Consider the following 21,404-nt stretch of genomic DNA (forward strand, 5'->3'; position numbering starts at 1 on the left):
TAATTGCACCTCATCTAGTTTTATTTAAAAGGAAGCCAGGGGGGGAGGCTTCCTTTTGTAAATTACATATATATATAAATGTCATCATCAATGACTTCTACTTCGTACGTTTGAATACAACCGTCATCAGGTTTTTGAACTTCACCTGTTAGTAATGAAATCTTCCAATCATGCAGTGGACAAAAGACGAATTCACCAGATACAATTCCTTCTGCTAACGGTCCGTTTTTATGAGGACAACGATTTTCTACAGCTCGAATATCACCATTTGAAAGGCGGAATAGGGCGATAGACATACCTTTCATTTGTACCTCTTTACCGATTTGAATAGGAAGATCTTCTGCACGCATAACTTTTATTTTTTCTTTCGTTTGTATCATATAGATCACAGCTCCTTATTTCACAGTTTCTACTTCATACATCGCTTTTAATGATTTCGTTTCTAGTGCTTGTCCCCAAGCTTCTTTATATGTGCCACGAGCTGTTTGGAAACGTTCATTTAACTTAGTGACCATATTTGCATCTTGCAGTATTTCTTTTATGTGATCGAAGCCTAATCGTTCTGTCCAGTAGGCAGTACGCTCTCCGTAAATACCAGTTTCACGATAATATTGCATGTAAGCTGTAGCGATGCGAAGAACATCATCTTCAGTAGGTACAATCATTACAAAATCAGCTTCACGTACTTCTGTACCACCATTTCCACCAATATAAAGTTGGTATCCATTTTCGACACAAACAACGCCAAAATCTTTCGTAAGTACTTCCGCACAGTTACGCGGACAACCCGTTACACCCATCTTCATTTTATGAGGTGTATCTACCATTTCTAATGATTGTTCAAGGAGCATACCAAGTCCTAATGAATCTTTTGTACCGAAACGGCAGAAACGAGAGCCAACACATGATTTTACATTACGAAGAGATTTTGAATACGCATATCCAGAAGTCATATTTAAGTCAGCCCATACGTTAGGTAAATCTTGTTTCTTAACACCGTATAAGCCAATTCGACTTGCACCGGTAATTTTCACAAGTGGAACATTATACTTTTTCGCAACTTCAGCAATTTTCATTAAATCATCTGCTGTTGTAACGCCTCCGTACATACGTGGAATAACAGAGAATGTACCATCGTGTTGGATGTTACCATTCATTCTTTCATTAACGAAACGGGAGGCTTTATCATCTTCATATTCTTCTGGAATCGCCATACGTAAATAGTAGTTCAAAGCAGGACGACATTTCGAACAGCCATCTTCATGTACAAAACCAAGAACATTTCGTACTTCTTTTGGTGATTTTAAGCCTTTTTCATGAATTGCCGCTACGACTTCATCACGTGATAAAGGTGTACATCCGCACATACCAGCAGACTGGGCTGAGGCATCAAAAGCCTCTCCGAGTGTATGAGATAAAACTTGTTCTACAAGTGGACGACATTTACCACATGACCCTGCGGCTTTCGTACAGCCTTTAACTTCTTCAAAAGTCGTTAACTCTTGTTCTAAAATGGCATGTACGATTGTTCCTTTCGTAACACCATTACATCCACAAATCGTGTCATCCGCACTCATTGTAGCAACATCAAATTCACTTTCTTCACCAGCTTTGTGAAGAATGGACGCTGGTGTATATTCTTGTATATCTTCTTCTTTCTTTAACATGCTAAAGAGGCGTGTACCATCAGCTGTGTCACCATATAAAACGATACCGACGACTTTATTGTCACGAATTAATACTTTTTTATAGGAACGTTTGCATTCATTAAAGATGGATATTGCTTTCGTTTGATCATCTTCATAAATTTGGCCTGCAGAGAATAAATCACAACCAGCAACTTTTAATTGCGTACCGACGATACTGCCCGAATATCCATCAGTTTGTAAATTTGTTATATGTTTTGCTAATATTGCACCTTGTTCATAAAGAGGGGCAACAAGTCCATATGCGATACCGTCATGTTCTGCACATTCGCCAACTGCATAAATGGACTCATCATTTGTTAGCATATAGTCATTGACTACAATGCCGCGATTGACAATTAAACCAGCATCTCTTGCTATTTGCGTATTTGGTCGGATTCCGACAGCCATTACGATTAAATCACAATCTACAACTTCACCATCTTCAAATTGAATGCCCTCAACATGGTTTGTACCAAGAATTTTTACAGTTTTCTTTTCCATTAAAAACTTCATGCCTTGTGCTTCTAAATCTTCACGCAGTAGAGAAGCTGCTTTCGTATCTAGTTGTTGCTCCATTAAGCTAGGCATTAAATGAACAACATGTACGTCCATTCCTAAGTCAATAAGACCTCTTGCTGCTTCTAAACCAAGTAATCCACCACCAATGACAACGGCCTTTTTCTTTTCTTTAGCAGTATCCATCATAAACTGTGTATCTTCAATAGTTCGAAAACCTGTTACACCAGGAAGAGTGGAACCTTCAACCGGTAAAATAAAAGCACTAGAACCTGTTGCAATAATAAGCTTGTCATATGTAAGAGTACGATTCTTTTCTGTAATAATAACTTTTTCTTCTCGGTCAATACTTTGAACTCTTTCATTTGTATACAAAGTTATTTCGTTTTCTTCATACCAACTGTATTCATTCATAATGATATCTTGTATATTTGTTTTACCTTGTAAAACATGAGAGAGCATAATGCGATTATAGTTTGGGTGTGGTTCATCTCCAAAAATAGTAATCTCATATGAATCACAATCATGTTTTAATATTTCTTCCATACAACGTATGCCAGCCATACCATTTCCGATCATAACTAAACGTTTTTTCATTTTCGTTTCCCCTTTTTATGTGAAATGTTGAACAAAGGATTATATTTTTATTATAGAAAATCAAGAAAGGGGGAGATGTGATATTTATCACATTTTTATAATGATTCACAAATTGTTAAAATTCTGATTTATGTGAGGGTGATGTGGATAGGTTTCGCAAAATGAAAAAGCAGGACATCAGTATGTATACTCATGTCCTGCACTTTATTTACGCTCTCGTAATGGCACGTGGAAATAAAATATTATTTTCTACATGAATGTGCTCAAATAAATCAGACTCTAACGCTTCAAGGCGATTGTAAACAAGTCGATAAGTGCCGCAAGCTCCTTCTGGAGGAGTAAAGTCATGTGTAACTTTACGAAGCTCTTTAATAATGTTGCCAGCGTGGTTATGTTCATTTTCTAGTTCATCTACTACTTTACGTAACTTTGCATAGTTTTCATCAGTTGGATTTTTTTCAAATTCTAAAATTAATGGGAAATCTTCTGTTTCTTCTTTAATTAAATGCTGTTCTAATTCCATTTTAAGTTCATGAAATAGCTTATGAATTTTAGCTAAATGCGGCTGATTTGCTCCATGAACACGTAATACTTTCGTCACATAAGGACTTAACTGTGGTAACTCTTCATTTAAATAACGATGATGCTTATGAATTACATAATCAATCAATTCACGATAAGAAGCATTTTTCCAATCAATTTCAGATTCATTTAATCGTTTCGTATTATGATAAAGCGTATTTAACTCTGTAATTACTTCAGTAGCTGATAAATTTCTTTCATGAATTGCATCAATAAGTGGCTTATTACCGCCACAACAAAAATCTATTCTATAGGATTTAAAAAGATCACTAGCTTTCGGAAACTGTGTAACAATCTCACCGACAATAGAAGTTTCAGTAAATGTATGTTCCATATGAATGCCTCCATAAAGTTTAAATGTAATATCTAAATTAAGAATAGCGATAAATGAAAAACAACGTGGTGATTGAAATCACTTATTATGTGTCTGATTTGAGAATAATAGGAGTGGTATTTAACAGCGGACATTAATATTTTTAATAGACTGATGAACATTTATTTGTATATAGAAGAAAATGGATATATTTCCTATTACATTTTTAAATAAAATCCATAAAGTATAATATATAGATTGAAAGGAGGGGATTTGAATGGAATTCCAATTGTTGGTGACTTGTATATTACAAGAAGGTAATGCTTTCTTTTTAGTAACGAAAGTAGACGATGTTATTACGTTAAAAGTACCGATTACTGCGGGAGTAGCAGGTTTATTCTTAGCTTTAGGTGTACCAAGATGTTCTTAATTTAAATCTCTAGAGTAGAAAGAGGAGGACAAGCCTCTTTCTACTAATACATAATTATTTTATGTAAACTGAAGTATTCTTTTTTTAATAGCACGTTTAAAATGGACATGCATATACTATAATGTTTCATTGGCTGTTAGTGATGAAAAGTAGTTTTCATACGTGCATGCAGTGATATTTTTAAGTTATGAAAATTAAAGAGGTGCTATTATATATGAAAAGAAGGACATTTGATATTCCAGTTACATTGCGAAGAGAGTGGTTTTTAATAGAATTAGCCCATTTAACGAAGAAATATGGAATTGAAATTGCAACTAGCAAAATGGAAGCTGCACCGTTTTTAAGAGATCAAGTTACGGAATCAAAAATAGGGTCAGGGCTCCAATACGATAAATATGATGATGAGTATATCATTGAAAATTAAAGGGTAAAAGCAAAACAAATTTCTTTATAACAAAATATAAAATAAAGCAGATTCTAAATATGGAATCTGCTTTATTATGAAATACTTTTAGTCAACTAACCTCTTTCTAGTGTTTTTCCTACATATTTCACTTGCGTTATTCCAAAAGATTCACGAAGAATGCGAGCATAATCTTTTAATTCTATTGGACGTTTATTTTTGGTGCCTTTAAAGGTTTCTGTATAATTTTTATTTGTTAATGATATGTGACCATAATTAGTTAATTTACAAGTGATAGCTCCTTTATTAAAAGGAGATTCTTTATGTTCTACAATGATTTTCTGGATATTATTAACCTTTTTCTCATCTATTGGATTTAAAGTGAAGGCATAGCCTATTTTCCATTCATCTGAAGGTTCAGATTGCAAGAAATTTGTAGATTCCCCGTTAGCTCCTTTTCTCATTTCTAAAATGTGTGTACCTTTTCGGGTAATTCGTTTGCGAATTCGATATTCACCCGTTTGAGAAGAGATGACTTTTCCGTTAAAAGGGACTGGATGTAAAGGTAGATGAGAGGCAAAACCGGCGTCTATAACATAATCTTTATTATTATGATGTAATATGATAATGACATGACCATCATCGGGTTTCCATTTATTATCATAAAGGTCATAAACAGTACCAGCTACTTTATATACTTGAAATCCACAATCCATTAAAAAGTAATACAATAAGGAGTTTAATTCATAACAAAGACCGCCTCGTTTTTGAATAAGTAACTTTTCTATTAAGTTATTTTTTGAGATGTTTTTAATAGTACCAGCCATAATATCGAGATTTTCATAGGGGAGAATCAATCCCATTTTTAAGAGAATTGCATCTAAATCATCAAATGTTATTTCTTTTGCAGGAATTTTTAATCGTTTAAAAAACTCCTTTTGTAAATCGGTCATCATAAAGCATTCTCCTTTCTTTTACAGAATTTTCTTCTGCTCACCAATAGGTTAGTACTTCTAAAAGTTTAATTCAAGTCTGCGAAAATTATCATAATATATGTTTCTGGAAATATTAGTATCTATTCATAAAATTCAGTTTAATATTTAATGATAGGAAAGTCTTACAATATTAGCTTCTATTTTGTTTAGTTTGTATTTAATTAAATAAAAGCACATATATTCATTAACTTTTTTTATAACTAGCTGATAATAAAGTGTTTTTTTACTAAAGTTTTTTCAAGATTTGTATGCTTTATATAAACAATAATAATTGGGGGATATTAGATTCAGTAAAGTTAACAATTGTTGAGAAACTTTTTTTGTAGCATTCACTCAAAAGGAAGAGATAGAAACAAAGAGAATAACGTGTGTTAAGGAAGAAGGGGGACTAGTAATCTCTTAAGAATAGGGACAGGGTCTTGTTTAAGTACAAAGATTATCTAGTATTAAGAGAGAAGATAAAAAATATTACAACGAGCGCCTTCTTTCAAAAAATGTGGGGGGAGTAACATGCGATTGATGAGAAGATGTGTTGCCTTACTAATTGTATTTTTTATCATGGTTCCAATGATTAGCACAAATGTGCGAGCAGAAGTTGTAAAAGAGCTTAAAACAGGCTTTCCAGATCAAGAAGTCTTTACACCTGGAGAATGGTTTTTAGGTCAAAAACCTGCTAATTATGATGAAAGTAAGCCTCCAATTCTCTTTGTGCAAGGAAGGAATGGGAATGCTGATAGTTGGTATGGAAAGACAGTATATCACGATATGAATGATATGTATGACTATGCTTTGAAAGCAGGCTATCAAACAGTATTTATACAATTATATGATGCTGCTGGGAAAGGGTCAGCTAGTCAGTGGGATAACGGAAAATTGTTAGCACAAAAATTAGAAGAAATATATAATCATTTCGGTAAAAAAGTTAATATTGTAGCACATAGTAAAGGTGGTATCGATACACAAGCTGCATTAGTAGAATATGGGGCAAATCGATTTGTCGGAAATGTTATTACACTTGCGACGCCACATCATGGATCAAACTTAGCGGATTTATCATATAGTTGGTGGGCAGGATGGCTTGCTTCTATATTAGGTCAAAAAGATGATGGTACGTATTCATTACAAATGGGCGAAATGGCAAAATTTCGTTCAACGATTGATAATAATCCAGCAGCTAAATTAAACCGTTATTATACAGTTACTGGGACTAGCTGGGGCCCTGTATTTTCGGCGTTATCAATGGGTGGATTATATTTGTCATCATACGGTTCAAATGATGGACTAGTAAATGAGTGGAGTGCTAAGCTGCCGTATGGAACGCATTTATTTACAGATTCTAGATTTGATCATGATAATATACGAAAAGGATCTGCTGTGTTCTCACGAATTGAACCGTATTTACGTACAGCAAATGTACCGGTTCCAGCTTTAGTAGCATCCAGCACTAGTTCAAATGAAAATATAGAACAATTAAATACAACTTCAAATCAAAGCATTTTAGGAGGGGAATTGCCACAAAATCAGTGGATAGAGCAAACTGTTGCGGTTGATAAAAAGGCAGAAGGAATTGTTTCTATATTAACTGCTTCGTCGGATGTAGAAGTACAAATGATATCACCAAAAGGAAAAGTGTATACAAATAAGGATAGTGTTATAACTACTGGTGAAGATGAATCTTTCTTTGGTGGCGCGACAATTAAAACATTTAAATTTGATAAAATGGATGTAGGAGAATGGAAAGTTAAAATGATGGCGAAGCAGTCGAAAGATGCATATTTAGTTGTAAGCGATTACAAGAATAGCGCACCATTTGTTCTTCAAATGCCTACAAAAGTAAAAGCAAATAAATCTGAGTATAAACTGAAAAAATCACCTGTGGCACCTGAAATGAAAGGAAATCTTTCCATAACAGTAAGAGTCGTGAATAAAGAAGGGAAACTAGTCTCTGAATATAATGAATTACAAAATGTGAATAACAATACATTTACTGGTGCTTTGAAGGACATAAAGCAACCAGGAGTATATAACGTTACGATGGATATAAAAGGGATGAATAAAGAAGGACAACCATATAATCGTACAATCGTTAAGTCGGTTTATGTGGAGAAATAAGAAAGAATGAGAAAAAAGTACCGAACTTTTGTAGTAGTAAAGTTCGGTGCTTTTTCATGTTTATTAGATTAACAAAAAGGTACAAAGGGAATTTTTGAAGGCACAAAGGTTAAGTATTTGGTAGCGAATTCTTGAAATGTAGCAGGAATGCTTTTTAAATTGTAATTGCACCTGCAAAAGTAAAACGAGTATCTTCAGTTACAATGATGTGATTGTTTAAGTGAATTTATATCTTTTAAATATTTGTATATATAAGGTTTGGAGTCGTTGACCTTTATTTACGTAGCACGGCAGGAAGAAGAGAAAAAGTATCGAATGAATGTACATATGTAGTATTGTTTGCTTTTGGTGTGAATAGTAGTTAAAGATACGTTGAAATATTTTATACGGTAACAAAAGAGTAATTAAATAATAGAGGGAGCAACTTACATGGAAAATATATTAAAAGTATCTTCAAAATCAAGCCCCAATTCAGTCGCAGGCGCAATTGCAGGTGTACTAAGAACAAGTGGAAATGTAGAAATTCAAGCGATTGGAGCGGGTTCATTAAACCAAGCGATTAAAGCAATTGCAATCGCAAGAGGATTTGTTGCTCCAGGTGGTATTGACTTAGCCTTTGTTCCAGCATTTCAAGAGGTTACTATTAATGATCAAGAAAGAACGGCGATTAAATTGATTATAGGTCCTAGGAAGAAAAGGTCTTAAAAGAAAGTGTTGATATGAATCATTTGAAAAGGTTGATAGATAAAGTAATAAAAAGACCACTCTCATTTTGAAGTGGTCTTTTGTATTTTCGTATTTCATATTGTGGATACGCCCCACATACTGAATTCGTAGTGATATTCAGTGCGCTCAATAACGATCCCGAATTCTAAATCATCCCCAACTAATACAAAATCTGCATATCCAGTTAGAAATTTTGATATGGTTGATAACTCTTCTAAATTCTCAAATACTTCACCAATGTTCAGTTTAACTGCTTCAATTTTACCACCCTTAGAGAAAAAGAGCCTCCCTTGATCAACTGGAAATTTAATGGTTTTAGCTGTTTCTTTTAACAGTACTATTGATAGTCTTCTGTTTTCTTCATAATTAGTGCTACCAAAGTTTTTTATGTTTGAAGTTTGTGTTAGCGTGTTAAATAAGTCTTTACAAAATAAATCATTAGATTTTGGATCCATAAATGAGTCCATAGAAACTGTAACAATATTAGAAAGTTCGTCTACGAGTTCTTTTCTACTACCAGTTCTTTTTGCTTTCATTTTTAGAATTTCAATTCGGCTTTTATTCATATTACTCAAAAATTTTCACACCTTTACTCACGTAGTGGATGAATAAAACCACTTACTTCGACAAAGTAATAATAACATATGGGAGTAATCTTGGTGGGAATTAGAAAAGAAAATCTTGTTGAAATGACAGCTGAAATGACAGCTGAAATTGATTTAGAAATAAACGGAATATATATTGTTGAAAATGGTCAGGTTCAGCTAATAGAACCACCCAAAAGTGGATTTGGTGAACAATCATTTGTATATCAAAGTGGAAAAGTAATTCGGATAGAAGAGCGGAAGACAAGATTAATTTAATACTATTTTAGAAAAGATATAACGTGAAAAATAAAAAGTGCCACAAATGTTTGTACAGCAGACATTTGTGGCACTTTTATCTTTTTATATAGCATAAAACTAAAACTGCTCATTCTTCTCCCAAGATTCCACAATATAATGTGCAATCGTTGGATTAAAGCCTTTCCCAACTAAAAACATAATGGCAGCAACTTCTGTTAAAGCGTGTTTATGTGATGTATGTTTTGCTTCATTTAAACCGTAATCTACCCAAGGTTTTACGAAATCTAGTACAGGTTTCTTTAAAGGTAAGAACTGTGTACCGACAACTTGTTGAATCTGTTGTTGCGTTGGTTCTGTAATTGGTCCAGGTGGTAAAATTTGAGGCTGTGTAATATCCAGTGTTGGTCCAGGCGGTAAAATTTGTGGTTGTGTAATATCTAATGTTGGCGGTTTAGGTGGTGAGACACGTGCGTCGTAGTTTGGTTGATACATTTGTTGTTGTACTTGAGTTTGTTGTGGCTGAGTTGGGTATGGGTTTTGTTGAAACTGTTGTTCTTGAGTTTGTGCTGCTACATATGGATTTTGTTGAAATTGTTGTTCTTGAGTTTGCGGTGCTACATATGGATTTTGTTGAAATTGTTGCTCTTGAGTTTGTGGTACTGCATATGGATTTTGAGGATATTCGTAACTTGGACGTGTGTCATATGGATTTTGTTGAAATTGTTGTTCTTGAGTTTGTGGCGCTGCATATGGATTTTGTTCATATTGTTGCTCTTGTTCTTCATATTGTTCTGTATATCTTTGTTCTTGTTGCTGAGGGTAAAATGGTTGTTGTGGGTAAGGCGGTTGATTATTATAGAACATATTTATTCCTCCTTCATGATGATGCCTACCACCTAGTGTATGGGCGGACAAGAAAATATGTGATGAAAAAATGCGGGCGTGTTACAATAAGTAACTGGGTGAAGATAAAATGACAAAACAAGAAAAGATAGAAAGAACAATTACTTTTGTAAAACATATTTTAGAAAAAGATGCGAGTGGGCATGATTGGTATCATATTGAGCGTGTACATAAACTGGCGATTTCTTTATCCGAGCAAGAAGGAGGAAATCGTTTTATAATTGAAATGGCAGCATTACTTCACGATGTGGCAGATGAGAAGTTAAATGAAAGTGAAGAAGCAGGAATGAAAAAAGTTTCTGATTGGTTAGAAGAGTTACATGTTGAAGAAGAGGAAAGTAAGCATGTTCTTCATATTATCGCCAATATGTCTTATAAAGGTGGTCATGGCGGTAAAGTGGAGTCAATTGAAGGGAAGATTGTTCAAGATGCAGATCGCTTAGACGCTCTTGGTGCAATTGGAATAGCTCGCACATTTGCGTATGGCGGGGCGAAAGGGAGACTAATGTATGATCCAACTATTCCTCCTCGTGAAGTGATGACGAAAGATGAATATAGAAAAAATAATGACCCATCTTTAAATCATTTTTATGAAAAACTTTTAAAACTAAAAGACTTAATGAATACGAATGCAGCAAAACAAGAGGCTGAAGTTCGTCATCGTTATATGGAACAGTTTATTGAACAATTTATGAAAGAGTGGAATGCACAAATATGAAAATGTTAACTGTGGAAAACTTATCAAAATCATATGGAGAGAAACCGTTATTTGATGGATTATCATTTAGTATTGCAGAAGGACAACGTGCCGGAATTATTGGTGTAAATGGTACTGGTAAATCAACGTTATTAAAAATTATTGCAGGGGCAGAAATTCCTGACACAGGTGATATGACTCATTCACGTGGGTATACAATTAGTTATTTATCACAGCAACCAGAGTTTGATGAACAACTAACAGTATTAGAACAAGTCTTCCATGGTGATACACCTTTAATTCGTCTTCTTCGTGATTATGAAAAGGCGCTATTACATATCGAAAAAGATCCAAGTAATGAGAAAGTGCAAGAGCAGTTATTTGCAGTGCAACAACGTATGGACGCAATGAGTGCGTGGGAAGCAAATGCGAATGCAAAATCGTTATTAACGAAACTAGGAATTACGGATTTCACAGCAACTGTTGGAAATTTATCAGGTGGGCAGAAAAAACGTATTGCGATGGCGCAGTGTTTTATTGAAACACCGGATCTATTAATTTTAGATGAGCCTACGAACCATCTTGACCATGAGACAGTTGAGTGGTTAGAGGAATATTTAGCAAGGTACACAGGTGCAGTATTACTTGTAACTCATGATCGTTATTTCTTAGATCGTGTGACGAATCGTATTTTCGAATTAGACAATGGAAAACTGTATAGTTATGAAGGGAATTACAGTACGTTTTTAGAAGCGAAAGCACTTCGTGAAGAACAAGAACTTGCACAAGAATCAAAACGTCAAAACTTATATCGCCGCGAATTAGCATGGATTCGCCGTGGTGCAAAAGCTCGTTCGACTAAGCAAAAGGCACGTATTCAACGATTTGAAGAGTTAAAAGGTCAAGAAGGTCCAGCTGCAAAACAGTCAGTTGATATTGCGCTTAGCGGTAGTCGCCTTGGGAAAAAAGTACTTGAGTTAAAAGATGTAACGAAAAAATTTGGCGATAAAACAGTATTAAACAACTTCAATCATATCGTGAAACCAGGCGATCGTATCGGAATTATTGGAGCGAATGGAAGCGGGAAATCTTCGCTATTAAATATGCTTGCAGGTAAAATATCTCCTGATAGTGGTGAAATTGAAGTTGGGCAAACAGTAAAAATCGCTTACTATACGCAAGAAAATGAAGAGATGAATTTAAATCAACGTATGATTGAATACATTAAAGAAATCGCGGAAGTCATTCATACGACAGACGGAAAAGTAATTGGTGCGTCTCAAATGTTAGAACGTTTCTTATTCCCACCACATTCACATGGTACACCGCTTGGCAAATTATCTGGCGGTGAAAGAAGACGTTTATATTTATTACGTATATTAATGGGAGAACCGAACGTACTATTACTCGATGAGCCTACGAATGATCTAGATACACAAACATTAACTGTATTAGAAGATTATTTAGAAGATTTCCCGGGTGTCGTTTTAACTGTATCGCATGATCGTTACTTCTTAGATAAAGTAGTAGATGAATTGTTCATCTTTACGGGAGAAGGAGAAGTACGTGAATTTTTAGGTAGCTATACTGATTACTTAGAAATGGAAAAAACGAGAGAACTTATTGAGAAAGCGGAAGTGCAGAAAGAGAAAAAAGTAGTGGAAGAAGCACCGAAACAACAACGTAAGCGTAAACTTTCATATAACGAGCAGCGCGAATGGGAAACTATTGAAGATACAATTGCGGAACTTGAAGAAAAGCTAGAATCAATTGGAGAAGAGCTTGCGAATGTTGGTTCTGATTTTACGAAAGCGCAAGAATTGTCTGAAGCACAGCAGAAAACAGAAGAAGAGCTAGAAAAAACGATGGAAAGATGGAGTGAACTATCGGACATTGTTGAAGGATTAAAATAAAAACAAGCTGCATATATTGAAAAGTAAAGAGAAAAACTTTACACTATTGGTAGAACCTATTTTAGGAGGGAAAAAATGAGAACATCTAATCCAATGTTGAAAAAAGAGGCATTCCGTAAAGAAGGAGCAAGTGCTTCTGCGATGACTATTGGCGGAACAGTAGGCAAAACGTTTATTATGCTTATCTTGCTACTTGCAACGTCTGTCTATTCATACATACAGATGATAGAGGGTACGATGAAGATGCCAGTATTAATTGGCGCTTTAATCGTTGCGGCAATCATCGCATTTGCGTCTATGTTCTTCCCGCGTATTTCACCTTTTGGTGCACCAATCTATGCGGCGGTAGAAGGGGTTGTATTAGGTAGTATTTCAGCTGTTTATACAATGAAGTTTGGCGATTCTATCGTTTTAAATGCTGTATTACTAACAATCTCAATTCTATTTGCAATGTTAGTGTTATATGCAACACGCGTAGTAAAGGTAACGGATAAATTCCGTACAGGCGTGATGGCAGCGACACTTGGAATTATGGTTATGTACTTAGTCGTATTTCTACTAAACATGTTTGGTGTAACGGTTCCGTACATTCACCAAGGCGGTACAATCGGTATTATTATTAGTGCAGTTGTTATCGTGGTTGCTGCATTAAACTTATTACTAGATTTCGATTTAATCGAAAATGGTGTACGTAGTCAAGCTCCGAAATATATGGAGTGGTATACTGCAATGGGACTAATGCTTACATTAGTTTGGTTATACTTAGAAATTCTTCGTTTCGTTTCTTACTTTACGAAAAATGACTAATAAAAAATCCTGCATGAAAAATGCAGGATTTTTTTATTTTCAAAGATAAATTGATGATGTGGTATAATATGGATGTTGGTAACTTTAAATTGAAGGGGATGGAATATGATGAAAGAGAAGAAAGGGATTATGAAAAAACTATTTTCTAAAAGTTTTTTCATAGAACTAGATGATGCTTTAACGTATCCATCGGGAGAAGTTATTACTTCAGCTATTGAAAGTTATGCAGCTGAATGTAATGAACAACTTAAATTTGAGAGTAAAGTAAAACCGATAACTTTTTATTTAGAAGAAGTATTGTATCGTGCGGAAATAAAGATGGCCCGTGGAGGATATTACATTTCATGCAGTGAAGTATAAATTTTGAAACCTTACATGTTTAAAATATGTGAGGTTTCTTTTTTTCTTTTATAGCATAAAAAATAATCTTTTTTACTTTAAAATATATTATTTTACGCTTTTTACCCTTCATACATTTTTATTTACAATGAAGAAAAATATGTGAGGTGGTATAACTTATGATGAATCGAGTTGTATTAATCGGTAGATTGACAAAGGAGCCAGAATTATACTACACAAAGCAAGGCGTCGCATATGCACGAGCATGTGTTGCGGTGAATAGAGGATTTCGAAATAGTTTAGGTGAACAACAAGTAGATTTTATTAATTGTGTCGTATGGCGAAAATCGGCTGAGAATGTAACTGAATATTGTAAGAAGGGCTCACTTGTTGGGATTACAGGGCGTATTCAGACGAGTAATTACGATGATGAACAAGGCAAGAGAATATATAGAACTGAAGTTGTGATTGAGAGTATAACCTTTTTGGAGAGAAGGCGGGAGGGGGCATCGTAATAAGAGGGTCTAGTAACATAGCCCTCTATCACTTTTGATTAATACCTTCCCAAACAACATCTAATTGTTGATTGAGAATATTTTTCGCAATGATTTCATTTCCATGTAGTAGCGAATGCGACATTAGTGTATAAAAATAAGTGCTCATAACAGTAGAAGTGATAATATTTATATCCCATTGACTGTTTAATTTTCCTGCCTCTTTCGCTTCTGTAATAATTGAAGACAAACCTTCTTGTAGCTGTTGTATACTTTTTAATTCATTTTCTACTAAGTAGTTTGACTTTATAATCTCAAAGACGGCATGCTTCATTAAATCACCATGTCCAGTAAATCGATCCAGTAAATCGCCTAAAACAAGTTTGATTCTTTCTTTTGGATGTTCCACATTTTCGTAAGTTTTTAAACTTTCATTCCATAGCTCAATTTGAGAATCACCTAAAAATAATAATATGTTTTCCTTTTTCGGAAAGTAGTTGAAGAAAGTGCCCTTCGCTATCCCACATGCAGTAGTAATATCTTGAACCGTTACATTTTCGTACCCGCGTTCTTGAAAGAGCTGTACTGCTTTTAGGAATATAAGTTCCTTTAACTCTTTTTTTCTCGTTTCTCTAAGCATTTTATCTACTCCTAACAAAAACAATTATATCTGTTTAAGAGATAATCTCAAATAGAATCTTACGTCATAATTCTGTTTATAGTTTTCATTATAGTTATATGTTATAAATGAAAACTATATAGTTCATGTGTTTGCTTTTCAGAAACCCATTTTGGCATACGTTTCATTACTTCGTTTCTTACTATAGTTAAAGGTTTACTTTCTATTTGTGCCATTTTTCCAACTTTCCATGCAGTATTTGAGATTTTTTCAATTCTATCCCGTCTTTTTTGTTCGTATTCTATAAATGCTTGACGATAATGGGCATTATTTTTAATGCATTCAGCCAGAATAATCGCATCTTCAATTGCTTGGCAAGCACCTTGGCCTAAATTCGGAGTAAGTGCATGGGCAGCATCCCCAATGAATACGATGCGTTTGTCAAAAAACTGTTTCATTGGAGTGATGTCTATAATATCACGATGAATCATATCAATGTCCGATGCGTTCTTTAAAATAGATGGGATTGGATTATGGTAAGTTTTGAAATGATTATATAAATCTGTTGTTGTGTAAGCTTTGTATTTTTGATCTCTAGCTTTCGCGTTTATGAGCGCATACCAGTATACTTCGTTGTTAGGAAGAGGGACGATACCAAATCTACCGTTTGTTCCCCAAGTTTCAATAAAATCATTTGTTAAAGAAAGATTATTAGCAGGAGTTACGCCGCGCCAACACGTATATCCTGCATAACGATAATTATCGCCTTGTGTTACTTGCTTTCGAATGACAGAATGAATACCATCAGCCGCAATGAGTATATTACCGAGTGCTTCACTACCATCTTGAAATACTATCTTTAAGGCGCTTGCTTCATTCTGTTCTATTTTTACGCATTCTTTTCCCCACTTGACAGTATCTTCTTTTAGTTCAGAAAGTAGTAATTGGTGTAAATCTTTTCTATGAATGGAGTACATTTTTGGATAGCAAGTTGGAATAATTAACTTATTGAAAGTAGTACCTTTTTCGGATACAAGGTTAAAACCGTCACTTTCGTTGCCGAATTTTTTGATTTTCTTAGAAATGCCGTATAGTTCAAGTGCTTGCATTGCGTTTGGGGCAATGATAATACCTGCACCAGCAACAGTAGGCTCATTGTTTTTATCATATACTTTTACTTCTATTCCTATTTTTTGTAAGGAAATTGCTGCGCAAAGTCCAGCAATACCGCCACCAATAATTATGACATTGTTCATTTGTTATCACTCCACCTTTGAATGACTTTGTTCATAAAATGACCACGGTCATTTTATGAGTTAAGGTTAATCCCTTTTTATGTAATTGTCAATTATACTTTTAACTATAGTTATGGAATGATTAGGTGAAAATAGAATGAATGAAACTTTCCGGCGATGTAGAAAGGTAAATAGTAAAATTAAGCATCCGAGTAGGAGTATAGCGTGATAACATGTTACAATACAGCTAAGAACATGCAATAAAGGAGAGTTATTTACGTGAAGATTAAAGCAATTGAACCGACGCCAAGTCCAAATACAATGAAAGTTATTTTGAATGAAGTATTACCATCAGGAGCACGTAATAATTATACAAATGAAAATAAAGAACAAGCGCCAATGCAAGTGCAAGAAATTTTGAAAATTGAAGGCATTAAAGGTGTATATCATGTAGCTGACTTTTTAGCAGTGGAGCGAAATGCAAAGTATGACTGGAAAGTGTTATTACAACAAGTTCGTGCTGTTTTTGGCGAAGAAGTAGTGGAAGAAAGTGAAGAACAACAACTTGCTCATTTTGGGGAAGTGAAAGTGTTTGTTCAAATGTTCTTTACAATTCCAATGCAAGTAAAGTTAACAGATGGAACGACGGAAGAACGTGTTGGTTTACCTGACCGTTTTAAAGAATCAATTATGAAAGTGCAAATGTCTGCACCAAACGTTGTAAAAGAACGTAAATGGGTGGAACAAAGTACACGTTACGGTAATTTTGAAGAAATCGGGAAAGAAGTAGTAGAAGAGATTGTTGCTGCTTATCCGGAAGAACGTGTAAATGAAACGGTTAAAGAATTATTAAATCAGGCAGGTGCTGTTGAAGTAACGATTCAAAAGCGTGAGCCATATAAAGTAACAGAAGAGATGATGAAAGATGCTGACTGGAAAAAACGTTTTGCAGCTTTAGAACAAATGGATCCTACTGAAGAAGATATTCCAGTGTTGAAGATGGCGTTAGATGATGAAAAAGTTTCGATTCGCCGTTTAGCAACAGCATATTTAGGTATGGTAAAAGGTGATGAAGTATTACCGTTATTATATAAAGCCTTATTAGATCGCTCTGTAAGTGTTCGTCGTACAGCAGGTGATTGCTTATCAGACGTAGGTGACCCAGCAGCGATGTTTGTTATGATTAAATCTCTGAAAGATCCAAGTAAATTAGTACGATGGCGTGCAGCGATGTTCTTATTTGAACTAGGAGACGAAAGTGCGATTCCAGCATTAAAAGCAGCGCAAGATGATCCAGAGTTTGAAGTAGCAATGCAAGCACGTCTAGCGTTAGAGCGTATTGAAGGCGGAGAAGAAGCAAAAGGTTCTGTATGGAAACAAATGACGGAGTCTCGTAAAGGGGAATAATGTATGATTGTTTTCTATGATAGTTGGTGTCCGATGTGTACGGCGGTTGCAGAACGTACGAAAAAATTAGATAAAAAGGGTAAGGTGAAATTTTTTTCATTTCGAGATGAAGATGTAGTTGAGAAGTATGAACTTTCTCAAGAACTACAAAGTAAGATGGAACAAAGATTGTATATTTTAAAAAATAATAAGTGGTATGACGGCATTCATAGCATATATGTATTAGCAAAGGTCGTTCCATCTTATTGGTTTGCCGTACCTTTTATAAAGCTATCTATCGTACTTGGTTTTGGAAGTAAAGTATACGATTATATCGCTAACAATAGAAAACTTGTCCCAGTTGGACATTGCCGCGAAGGGATTTGTGAAATCCCTACAAAAAAATGAAATCATCGTTATCTTTCTTTTGCACCTATTAATAGAGCGTGATATGATGAATTTGGAATGAAAGTTGAAGGAGAGATTACAAGATGTCAAATGCTTATGAAGAATACATGCGCCAAATGGTAATCCCAATGCGCCAAGAGTTAGTGCGTTCTGGGTTTGAAGAGTTAACTACAGAAGAAGCTGTAACAGAATTTATGGAAAACGTAACAGGTACAACTTTAGTAGTTGTAAACTCTGTTTGTGGTTGTGCAGCTGGTTTAGCACGTCCATCAGCAGGTCAAGCGGTTGTTCGTGCTGAAAAACAACCTGATCATCTTGTAACTGTATTCGCAGGTCAAGATAAAGATGCTACTGCAAAAATGCGTGAATACTTCGGAGAAATTCCTCCGTCTTCACCATCTATGGCATTGTTAAAAGGAAAAGAAGTTGTTCACTTCATTCACCGTCATGAAATTGAAGGTGCAACTATGGACGAAATTATTACGAATTTAGAACAAGCTTTCGAAAAGAATTGCTAAAGAAGGGGGAGAGTAAATCTCCCTCTTTTCTTTATATAGAGGTGAAAAAATGATAGTAACAACAGCAGGAAGAACGAACAAAGAAATGACAGCTTATGCAAATAGGGTAGCAGCAGAATTAAATGCTTCTTTCGTTAAACGTAATGACATACCAGTACATAAGCTGCATGAACAGTATGAACAAGATGTACTTGTCGTAGGGAAGAACCGATTAGCTATTTATCCAAAAGGTACGGAAGAATCGTTTTTCTTTCATCCGAACTCAGCGATGTTTCGTGTGAAAAGGTTAATGCGCGGAGAACACGATCCGTTTGTACAAGCCACGCAATTAGAGAGAGGAATGACAGTGTTAGATTGTACGCTCGGGATGGCATCAGATAGTATTGTAGCTAGTTATATTGTTGGTGAAAGCGGAAAAGTAACAGGACTTGAAGGCAATGAGTATATGGCTTATATTATGGAAAATGGTTTGAAAACATGGTCTTCATCTGTTTCTGAAATTGATGAAGCAATGCAACGAATTGATGTAAAGCAAACGGAGCACTTCGCATTTTTAAAACAATGTGAAGATAATAGCTATGACATCGTTTATCTCGATCCGATGTTTGAAGAAACTGTCATAGAATCTGACGGAATTAAAGGATTAAAACATTTCGCTTTGTATCATGATATTACTGATGAAACAATTGCGGAGGCGAAGCGAGTGGCGAGAAAGCGTGTTGTATTAAAAGATCATTTCCGTAGTTCTAGATTTGAAAAACACAATTTTCACGTATACAAAAGAAAAAGTGCTAAGTTTCACTTTGGTGTAATTGACCCTTGCTAATTGTTTGAAAAGATGTATAATAAGCAATAATTAATTAAATATACTGTCTGTGATGAAGAGAGTAGTCTTTTTTAGAAGGAAAGCGAGCTAGGGATGGTGTGAGCCTAGTGCGGAAGAAAAAGATGAAGCGCACTTCGGAGATGCTTCTTGAACGAATAGTAGAGTAAGCCGAGGCCCCCTGTCCTCGTTATAAACGGGAAAGTGGTTCGTAATGAACAACAAGGGTGGTACCACGGGTTCAAACTCGTCTCTTTTTTAGAGACGAGTTTTTTGTATTTTAAAAATGAAGGAGGTTGTAGCATGGATTATAAAAAGCAGTTTGCAGAAAGTTTATCTAATATTTTTACGAATGAATTAACGCAACAGCAAATTTTAGATTTAATTGAAACACCGAAACAAGATGAATTCGGAGATGCAGCGTTCCCATGCTTTTCATTAGCGAAGCAATATAAAAAAGCACCGGCTATTATTGCAAAGGAAGTTGCACAGAAATTAAGTGATCCGTTTTTTGCGAAAGTAGAGGCTGTTGGTCCTTACGTAAATGTCTTTTTTAATCGTGAAACGGTAAGTGATACAGTATTAAAAACGATTTTAGCGGAGAAAGAAGAGTACGGTCACAATCATTTTGGATATGAAAAAACGGTCGTTATCGATTATTCCTCTCCTAATATCGCAAAGCCATTTTCAATGGGGCATTTACGCTCTACAATGATAGGAAATTCATTGAAACATATCGCTGAAAAATGTGGCTATGAAGTTGTAGGAATTAATTATATTGGAGACTGGGGAACACAGTTTGGAAAGTTAATTACAGCTTATAAAAAATGGGGAAATGAAGCAGTAGTGAAAGAGGATCCAATACGTGAATTATTTAAGTTATATGTTCAATTTCATGAAGAGGTAAAAGACGACGAAGAATTAGAAGAAGAAGGACGCGCTTGGTTTAAGAAATTAGAAGAAGGTGATGAAGAAGCTGTTGAGCTTTGGAATTGGTTCCGCCACGAATCCTTAAAAGAATTTTCTCGTATTTATGAACTTCTCGGTGTGGAATTTACTAATTTTCAAGGAGAAGCTTTTTATAATAATTTAATGGAAGACTTTATTGGGATTTTAGAGGAACATGATTTACTTGAAGAGTCAGAAGGCGCATTAGTCGTTAATTTAGAAGAAGAGGGAATGCCACCTTGCTTAATTAGAAAATCAGATGGTGCGACGATTTATGCAACGCGTGACTTAACAGCAGCACTATATCGTCAAAACACATTTGGTTTTGATAAAGCGTTATACGTAGTTGGCCCGGAACAAAGTTTACACTTCAATCAATTTTTCACTGTATTAAAAAAGTTGGGCTACACTTGGGTTGACGGCATGGAACATGTACCGTTTGGGTTCATTTTAAAAGATGGTAAGAAAATGTCGACACGTAAAGGAAGAGTTATTTTACTCGAAGAAGTACTTGAGGAAGCAATCGAACTTGCAAAACAAAATATTGAAGAGAAAAATCCGAATTTAAAACAGAAAGAAGAAGTAGCAAAGCAAGTCGGTGTAGGCGCAGTTATCTTCCACGATTTAAAAAATGAGCGTATGCATAATATTGAATTCTCATTAGAAAATATGCTGAAATTTGAAGGGGAAACAGGCCCATATGTACAATACACACATGCACGTGCTTGCTCTATTTTAAGAAAAGAAAGCGTAGAATTTGAAACGTGTACGTTTACCTTAAAAGACGATTATAGTTGGAATATCGTAAAATTACTAAACAAATTCCCAGAAGTAATTGAAGGAGCATGTAACAAAAATGAGCCATCGGTTATTTCGAAATACGTATTAGATGTGGCACAATCGTTTAATAAATATTATGGAAATGTGCGTATATTAGAAGAGAGTGAAGAGAAAGACAGTAGACTGGCATTAGTGTATGCTGTGACGGTTGTATTAAAAGAGGGATTACGTTTACTTGGGGTGGAGGCACCTGAGGAGATGTAACATAAAAAGGTGTATATATCATTACAGATATGTATGCCTTTTTTATTTTGTATAGGAACGGTG

At 35.0% G+C, this 21,404-nt stretch carries 23 protein-coding genes and 1 other annotated feature; of the genes, 15 read left to right on the forward strand and 8 right to left on the reverse strand.

The annotated features are described in order from the left end of the window. Window positions 1-62: 62 nt before the first annotated feature. The 3 genes from nirD to ric form a co-directional block, all read right to left on the reverse strand. Complete coding sequence (nirD, locus tag PQF83_RS05205) at window positions 63-380, reverse strand: nitrite reductase small subunit NirD (RefSeq protein ID WP_000616691.1); 318 nt, start codon at window positions 378-380, stop codon at window positions 63-65. A gap of 15 nt (window positions 381-395) precedes the next feature. Continuing rightward, window positions 396-2,801, reverse strand: a complete 2,406-nt coding sequence (nirB, locus tag PQF83_RS05210; protein ID WP_000746897.1) for an NADPH-nitrite reductase large subunit — start codon at window positions 2,799-2,801, stop codon at window positions 396-398. Window positions 2,802-3,009: 208 nt separating this feature from the next. Beyond that, a complete protein-coding gene (gene ric / locus PQF83_RS05215; RefSeq protein WP_000401354.1) occupies window positions 3,010-3,717 on the reverse strand; it encodes an iron-sulfur cluster repair di-iron protein in 708 nt (235 codons plus the stop codon). A 256-nt stretch (window positions 3,718-3,973) separates the two neighbouring features. Between ric and exsG the strand changes: the two genes are divergently transcribed. Further along, window positions 3,974-4,126: an exosporium protein ExsG gene (gene exsG, locus PQF83_RS05220; RefSeq protein ID WP_000395678.1), complete on the forward strand. Its 153-nt coding sequence runs from the start codon at window positions 3,974-3,976 to the stop codon at window positions 4,124-4,126. 214 nt (window positions 4,127-4,340) lie between these two features. Then, a complete protein-coding gene (locus PQF83_RS05225; RefSeq protein WP_000830253.1) occupies window positions 4,341-4,550 on the forward strand; it encodes a hypothetical protein in 210 nt (69 codons plus the stop codon). Window positions 4,551-4,645: 95 nt separating this feature from the next. On the opposite strand, the gene PQF83_RS05230 is transcribed toward PQF83_RS05225, so the two are convergent. Continuing rightward, a complete protein-coding gene (locus PQF83_RS05230) occupies window positions 4,646-5,485 on the reverse strand; it encodes an arylamine N-acetyltransferase family protein (protein ID WP_000988051.1) in 840 nt (279 codons plus the stop codon). A gap of 549 nt (window positions 5,486-6,034) precedes the next feature. On the opposite strand from PQF83_RS05230, the gene PQF83_RS05235 reads away from it, so the two are divergent. Next, window positions 6,035-7,636 carry a lipase family alpha/beta hydrolase gene (locus PQF83_RS05235; RefSeq protein WP_001238724.1) on the forward strand — a complete coding sequence of 534 codons (1,602 nt, stop codon included), beginning with the start codon at window positions 6,035-6,037 and terminating at the stop codon, window positions 7,634-7,636. Window positions 7,637-8,065: 429 nt separating this feature from the next. Continuing rightward, window positions 8,066-8,341 (forward strand): stage V sporulation protein SpoVS, encoded by a 276-nt coding sequence (gene spoVS / locus PQF83_RS05240; protein WP_000427804.1) that lies wholly within the window; start codon window positions 8,066-8,068, stop codon window positions 8,339-8,341. A 95-nt stretch (window positions 8,342-8,436) separates the two neighbouring features. Here the strand turns inward: spoVS and PQF83_RS05245 are convergent, their stop codons facing one another. After that, a complete protein-coding gene (locus tag PQF83_RS05245; protein WP_000069081.1) occupies window positions 8,437-8,937 on the reverse strand; it encodes a YxiF family protein in 501 nt (166 codons plus the stop codon). Window positions 8,938-9,021: 84 nt separating this feature from the next. Here PQF83_RS05245 and PQF83_RS05250 point away from each other — a divergent pair, with 84 nt between their 5' ends. Then, window positions 9,022-9,225 (forward strand): DUF3954 domain-containing protein, encoded by a 204-nt coding sequence (locus tag PQF83_RS05250; RefSeq protein WP_000512860.1) that lies wholly within the window; start codon window positions 9,022-9,024, stop codon window positions 9,223-9,225. A 99-nt stretch (window positions 9,226-9,324) separates the two neighbouring features. On the opposite strand, the gene PQF83_RS05255 is transcribed toward PQF83_RS05250, so the two are convergent. Further along, window positions 9,325-10,071, reverse strand: coding sequence for a hypothetical protein (locus PQF83_RS05255; protein WP_000499681.1), 747 nt, complete (start codon window positions 10,069-10,071; stop codon window positions 9,325-9,327). A 109-nt stretch (window positions 10,072-10,180) separates the two neighbouring features. Here PQF83_RS05255 and PQF83_RS05260 point away from each other — a divergent pair, with 109 nt between their 5' ends. From PQF83_RS05260 to PQF83_RS05280, 5 genes are all read left to right on the forward strand, one after another. Beyond that, window positions 10,181-10,828 carry an HD domain-containing protein gene (locus PQF83_RS05260; protein WP_000165948.1) on the forward strand — a complete coding sequence of 216 codons (648 nt, stop codon included), beginning with the start codon at window positions 10,181-10,183 and terminating at the stop codon, window positions 10,826-10,828. Next, window positions 10,825-12,720, forward strand: a complete 1,896-nt coding sequence (locus PQF83_RS05265) for an ABC-F family ATP-binding cassette domain-containing protein (RefSeq protein ID WP_000783207.1) — start codon at window positions 10,825-10,827, stop codon at window positions 12,718-12,720. Before PQF83_RS05260 ends, PQF83_RS05265 begins: the two co-directional genes overlap by 4 nt. Window positions 12,721-12,795: 75 nt before the next feature. Further along, window positions 12,796-13,527, forward strand: coding sequence for a Bax inhibitor-1/YccA family protein (locus PQF83_RS05270; protein WP_001260642.1), 732 nt, complete (start codon window positions 12,796-12,798; stop codon window positions 13,525-13,527). A 105-nt stretch (window positions 13,528-13,632) separates the two neighbouring features. Then, complete coding sequence (locus tag PQF83_RS05275) at window positions 13,633-13,887, forward strand: DUF4318 domain-containing protein (RefSeq protein WP_000975123.1); 255 nt, start codon at window positions 13,633-13,635, stop codon at window positions 13,885-13,887. Window positions 13,888-14,045: 158 nt separating this feature from the next. Then, complete coding sequence (locus tag PQF83_RS05280) at window positions 14,046-14,381, forward strand: single-stranded DNA-binding protein (RefSeq protein WP_000982010.1); 336 nt, start codon at window positions 14,046-14,048, stop codon at window positions 14,379-14,381. Between the two features lie 28 nt (window positions 14,382-14,409). On the opposite strand, the gene PQF83_RS05285 is transcribed toward PQF83_RS05280, so the two are convergent. Then, window positions 14,410-15,000: a TetR/AcrR family transcriptional regulator gene (locus tag PQF83_RS05285; protein ID WP_000943173.1), complete on the reverse strand. Its 591-nt coding sequence runs from the start codon at window positions 14,998-15,000 to the stop codon at window positions 14,410-14,412. Window positions 15,001-15,101: 101 nt separating this feature from the next. Beyond that, a complete protein-coding gene (locus tag PQF83_RS05290) occupies window positions 15,102-16,235 on the reverse strand; it encodes an FAD-dependent monooxygenase (RefSeq protein ID WP_001066844.1) in 1,134 nt (377 codons plus the stop codon). Window positions 16,236-16,493: 258 nt separating this feature from the next. Here PQF83_RS05290 and PQF83_RS05295 point away from each other — a divergent pair, with 258 nt between their 5' ends. The 5 genes from PQF83_RS05295 (at window position 16,494) to argS (ending at window position 21,341) form a co-directional block, all read left to right on the forward strand. Further along, window positions 16,494-17,621: a conserved virulence factor C family protein gene (locus PQF83_RS05295; RefSeq protein WP_000692572.1), complete on the forward strand. Its 1,128-nt coding sequence runs from the start codon at window positions 16,494-16,496 to the stop codon at window positions 17,619-17,621. A gap of 3 nt (window positions 17,622-17,624) precedes the next feature. After that, on the forward strand, window positions 17,625-18,008 hold the full coding sequence (locus PQF83_RS05300; RefSeq protein WP_000634897.1) for a thiol-disulfide oxidoreductase DCC family protein: 384 nt from the start codon (window positions 17,625-17,627) through the stop codon (window positions 18,006-18,008). Between the two features lie 83 nt (window positions 18,009-18,091). After that, window positions 18,092-18,526 carry a BrxA/BrxB family bacilliredoxin gene (locus PQF83_RS05305; RefSeq protein ID WP_000063713.1) on the forward strand — a complete coding sequence of 145 codons (435 nt, stop codon included), beginning with the start codon at window positions 18,092-18,094 and terminating at the stop codon, window positions 18,524-18,526. Window positions 18,527-18,575: 49 nt separating this feature from the next. Continuing rightward, entirely contained in the window at window positions 18,576-19,352 is a 777-nt protein-coding gene (locus PQF83_RS05310; protein ID WP_000637441.1) for a class I SAM-dependent methyltransferase, read from the forward strand. Window positions 19,353-19,392: 40 nt separating this feature from the next. After that, window positions 19,393-19,607, forward strand: a binding site (T-box leader). A gap of 45 nt (window positions 19,608-19,652) precedes the next feature. Beyond that, window positions 19,653-21,341 carry an arginine--tRNA ligase gene (gene argS / locus PQF83_RS05315; RefSeq protein WP_000384855.1) on the forward strand — a complete coding sequence of 563 codons (1,689 nt, stop codon included), beginning with the start codon at window positions 19,653-19,655 and terminating at the stop codon, window positions 21,339-21,341. Window positions 21,342-21,404 lie beyond the last annotated feature (63 nt).

This window comes from Bacillus sp. FF-1 (genome assembly GCF_028548245.1).
In the GTDB taxonomy this organism is placed as follows: domain Bacteria; phylum Bacillota; class Bacilli; order Bacillales; family Bacillaceae_G; genus Bacillus_A; species Bacillus_A paranthracis.

What these genes read in the sequence shown, in the direction of transcription:
- PQF83_RS05225 (WP_000830253.1), top strand. Translation starts at nt 4,341, where the DNA reads ATGAAAAGAAGGACATTTGATATTCCAGTTACATTGCGAAGAGAGTGG.
- PQF83_RS05300 (WP_000634897.1), top strand. Translation starts at nt 17,625, where the DNA reads ATGATTGTTTTCTATGATAGTTGGTGTCCGATGTGTACGGCGGTTGCA.
- PQF83_RS05285 (WP_000943173.1), bottom strand. Translation starts at nt 15,000, where the DNA reads ATGCTTAGAGAAACGAGAAAAAAAGAGTTAAAGGAACTTATATTCCTA.
- ric (WP_000401354.1), bottom strand. Translation starts at nt 3,717, where the DNA reads ATGGAACATACATTTACTGAAACTTCTATTGTCGGTGAGATTGTTACA.
- nirB (WP_000746897.1), bottom strand. Translation starts at nt 2,801, where the DNA reads ATGAAAAAACGTTTAGTTATGATCGGAAATGGTATGGCTGGCATACGT.
- nirD (WP_000616691.1), bottom strand. Translation starts at nt 380, where the DNA reads ATGATACAAACGAAAGAAAAAATAAAAGTTATGCGTGCAGAAGATCTT.
- PQF83_RS05275 (WP_000975123.1), top strand. Translation starts at nt 13,633, where the DNA reads ATGATGAAAGAGAAGAAAGGGATTATGAAAAAACTATTTTCTAAAAGT.
- spoVS (WP_000427804.1), top strand. Translation starts at nt 8,066, where the DNA reads ATGGAAAATATATTAAAAGTATCTTCAAAATCAAGCCCCAATTCAGTC.
- PQF83_RS05265 (WP_000783207.1), top strand. Translation starts at nt 10,825, where the DNA reads ATGAAAATGTTAACTGTGGAAAACTTATCAAAATCATATGGAGAGAAA.
- PQF83_RS05255 (WP_000499681.1), bottom strand. Translation starts at nt 10,071, where the DNA reads ATGTTCTATAATAATCAACCGCCTTACCCACAACAACCATTTTACCCT.
- PQF83_RS05290 (WP_001066844.1), bottom strand. Translation starts at nt 16,235, where the DNA reads ATGAACAATGTCATAATTATTGGTGGCGGTATTGCTGGACTTTGCGCA.
- exsG (WP_000395678.1), top strand. Translation starts at nt 3,974, where the DNA reads ATGGAATTCCAATTGTTGGTGACTTGTATATTACAAGAAGGTAATGCT.
- PQF83_RS05280 (WP_000982010.1), top strand. Translation starts at nt 14,046, where the DNA reads ATGATGAATCGAGTTGTATTAATCGGTAGATTGACAAAGGAGCCAGAA.
- PQF83_RS05270 (WP_001260642.1), top strand. Translation starts at nt 12,796, where the DNA reads ATGAGAACATCTAATCCAATGTTGAAAAAAGAGGCATTCCGTAAAGAA.
- PQF83_RS05305 (WP_000063713.1), top strand. Translation starts at nt 18,092, where the DNA reads ATGTCAAATGCTTATGAAGAATACATGCGCCAAATGGTAATCCCAATG.
- argS (WP_000384855.1), top strand. Translation starts at nt 19,653, where the DNA reads ATGGATTATAAAAAGCAGTTTGCAGAAAGTTTATCTAATATTTTTACG.
- PQF83_RS05260 (WP_000165948.1), top strand. Translation starts at nt 10,181, where the DNA reads ATGACAAAACAAGAAAAGATAGAAAGAACAATTACTTTTGTAAAACAT.
- PQF83_RS05310 (WP_000637441.1), top strand. Translation starts at nt 18,576, where the DNA reads ATGATAGTAACAACAGCAGGAAGAACGAACAAAGAAATGACAGCTTAT.
- PQF83_RS05235 (WP_001238724.1), top strand. Translation starts at nt 6,035, where the DNA reads ATGCGATTGATGAGAAGATGTGTTGCCTTACTAATTGTATTTTTTATC.
- PQF83_RS05230 (WP_000988051.1), bottom strand. Translation starts at nt 5,485, where the DNA reads ATGATGACCGATTTACAAAAGGAGTTTTTTAAACGATTAAAAATTCCT.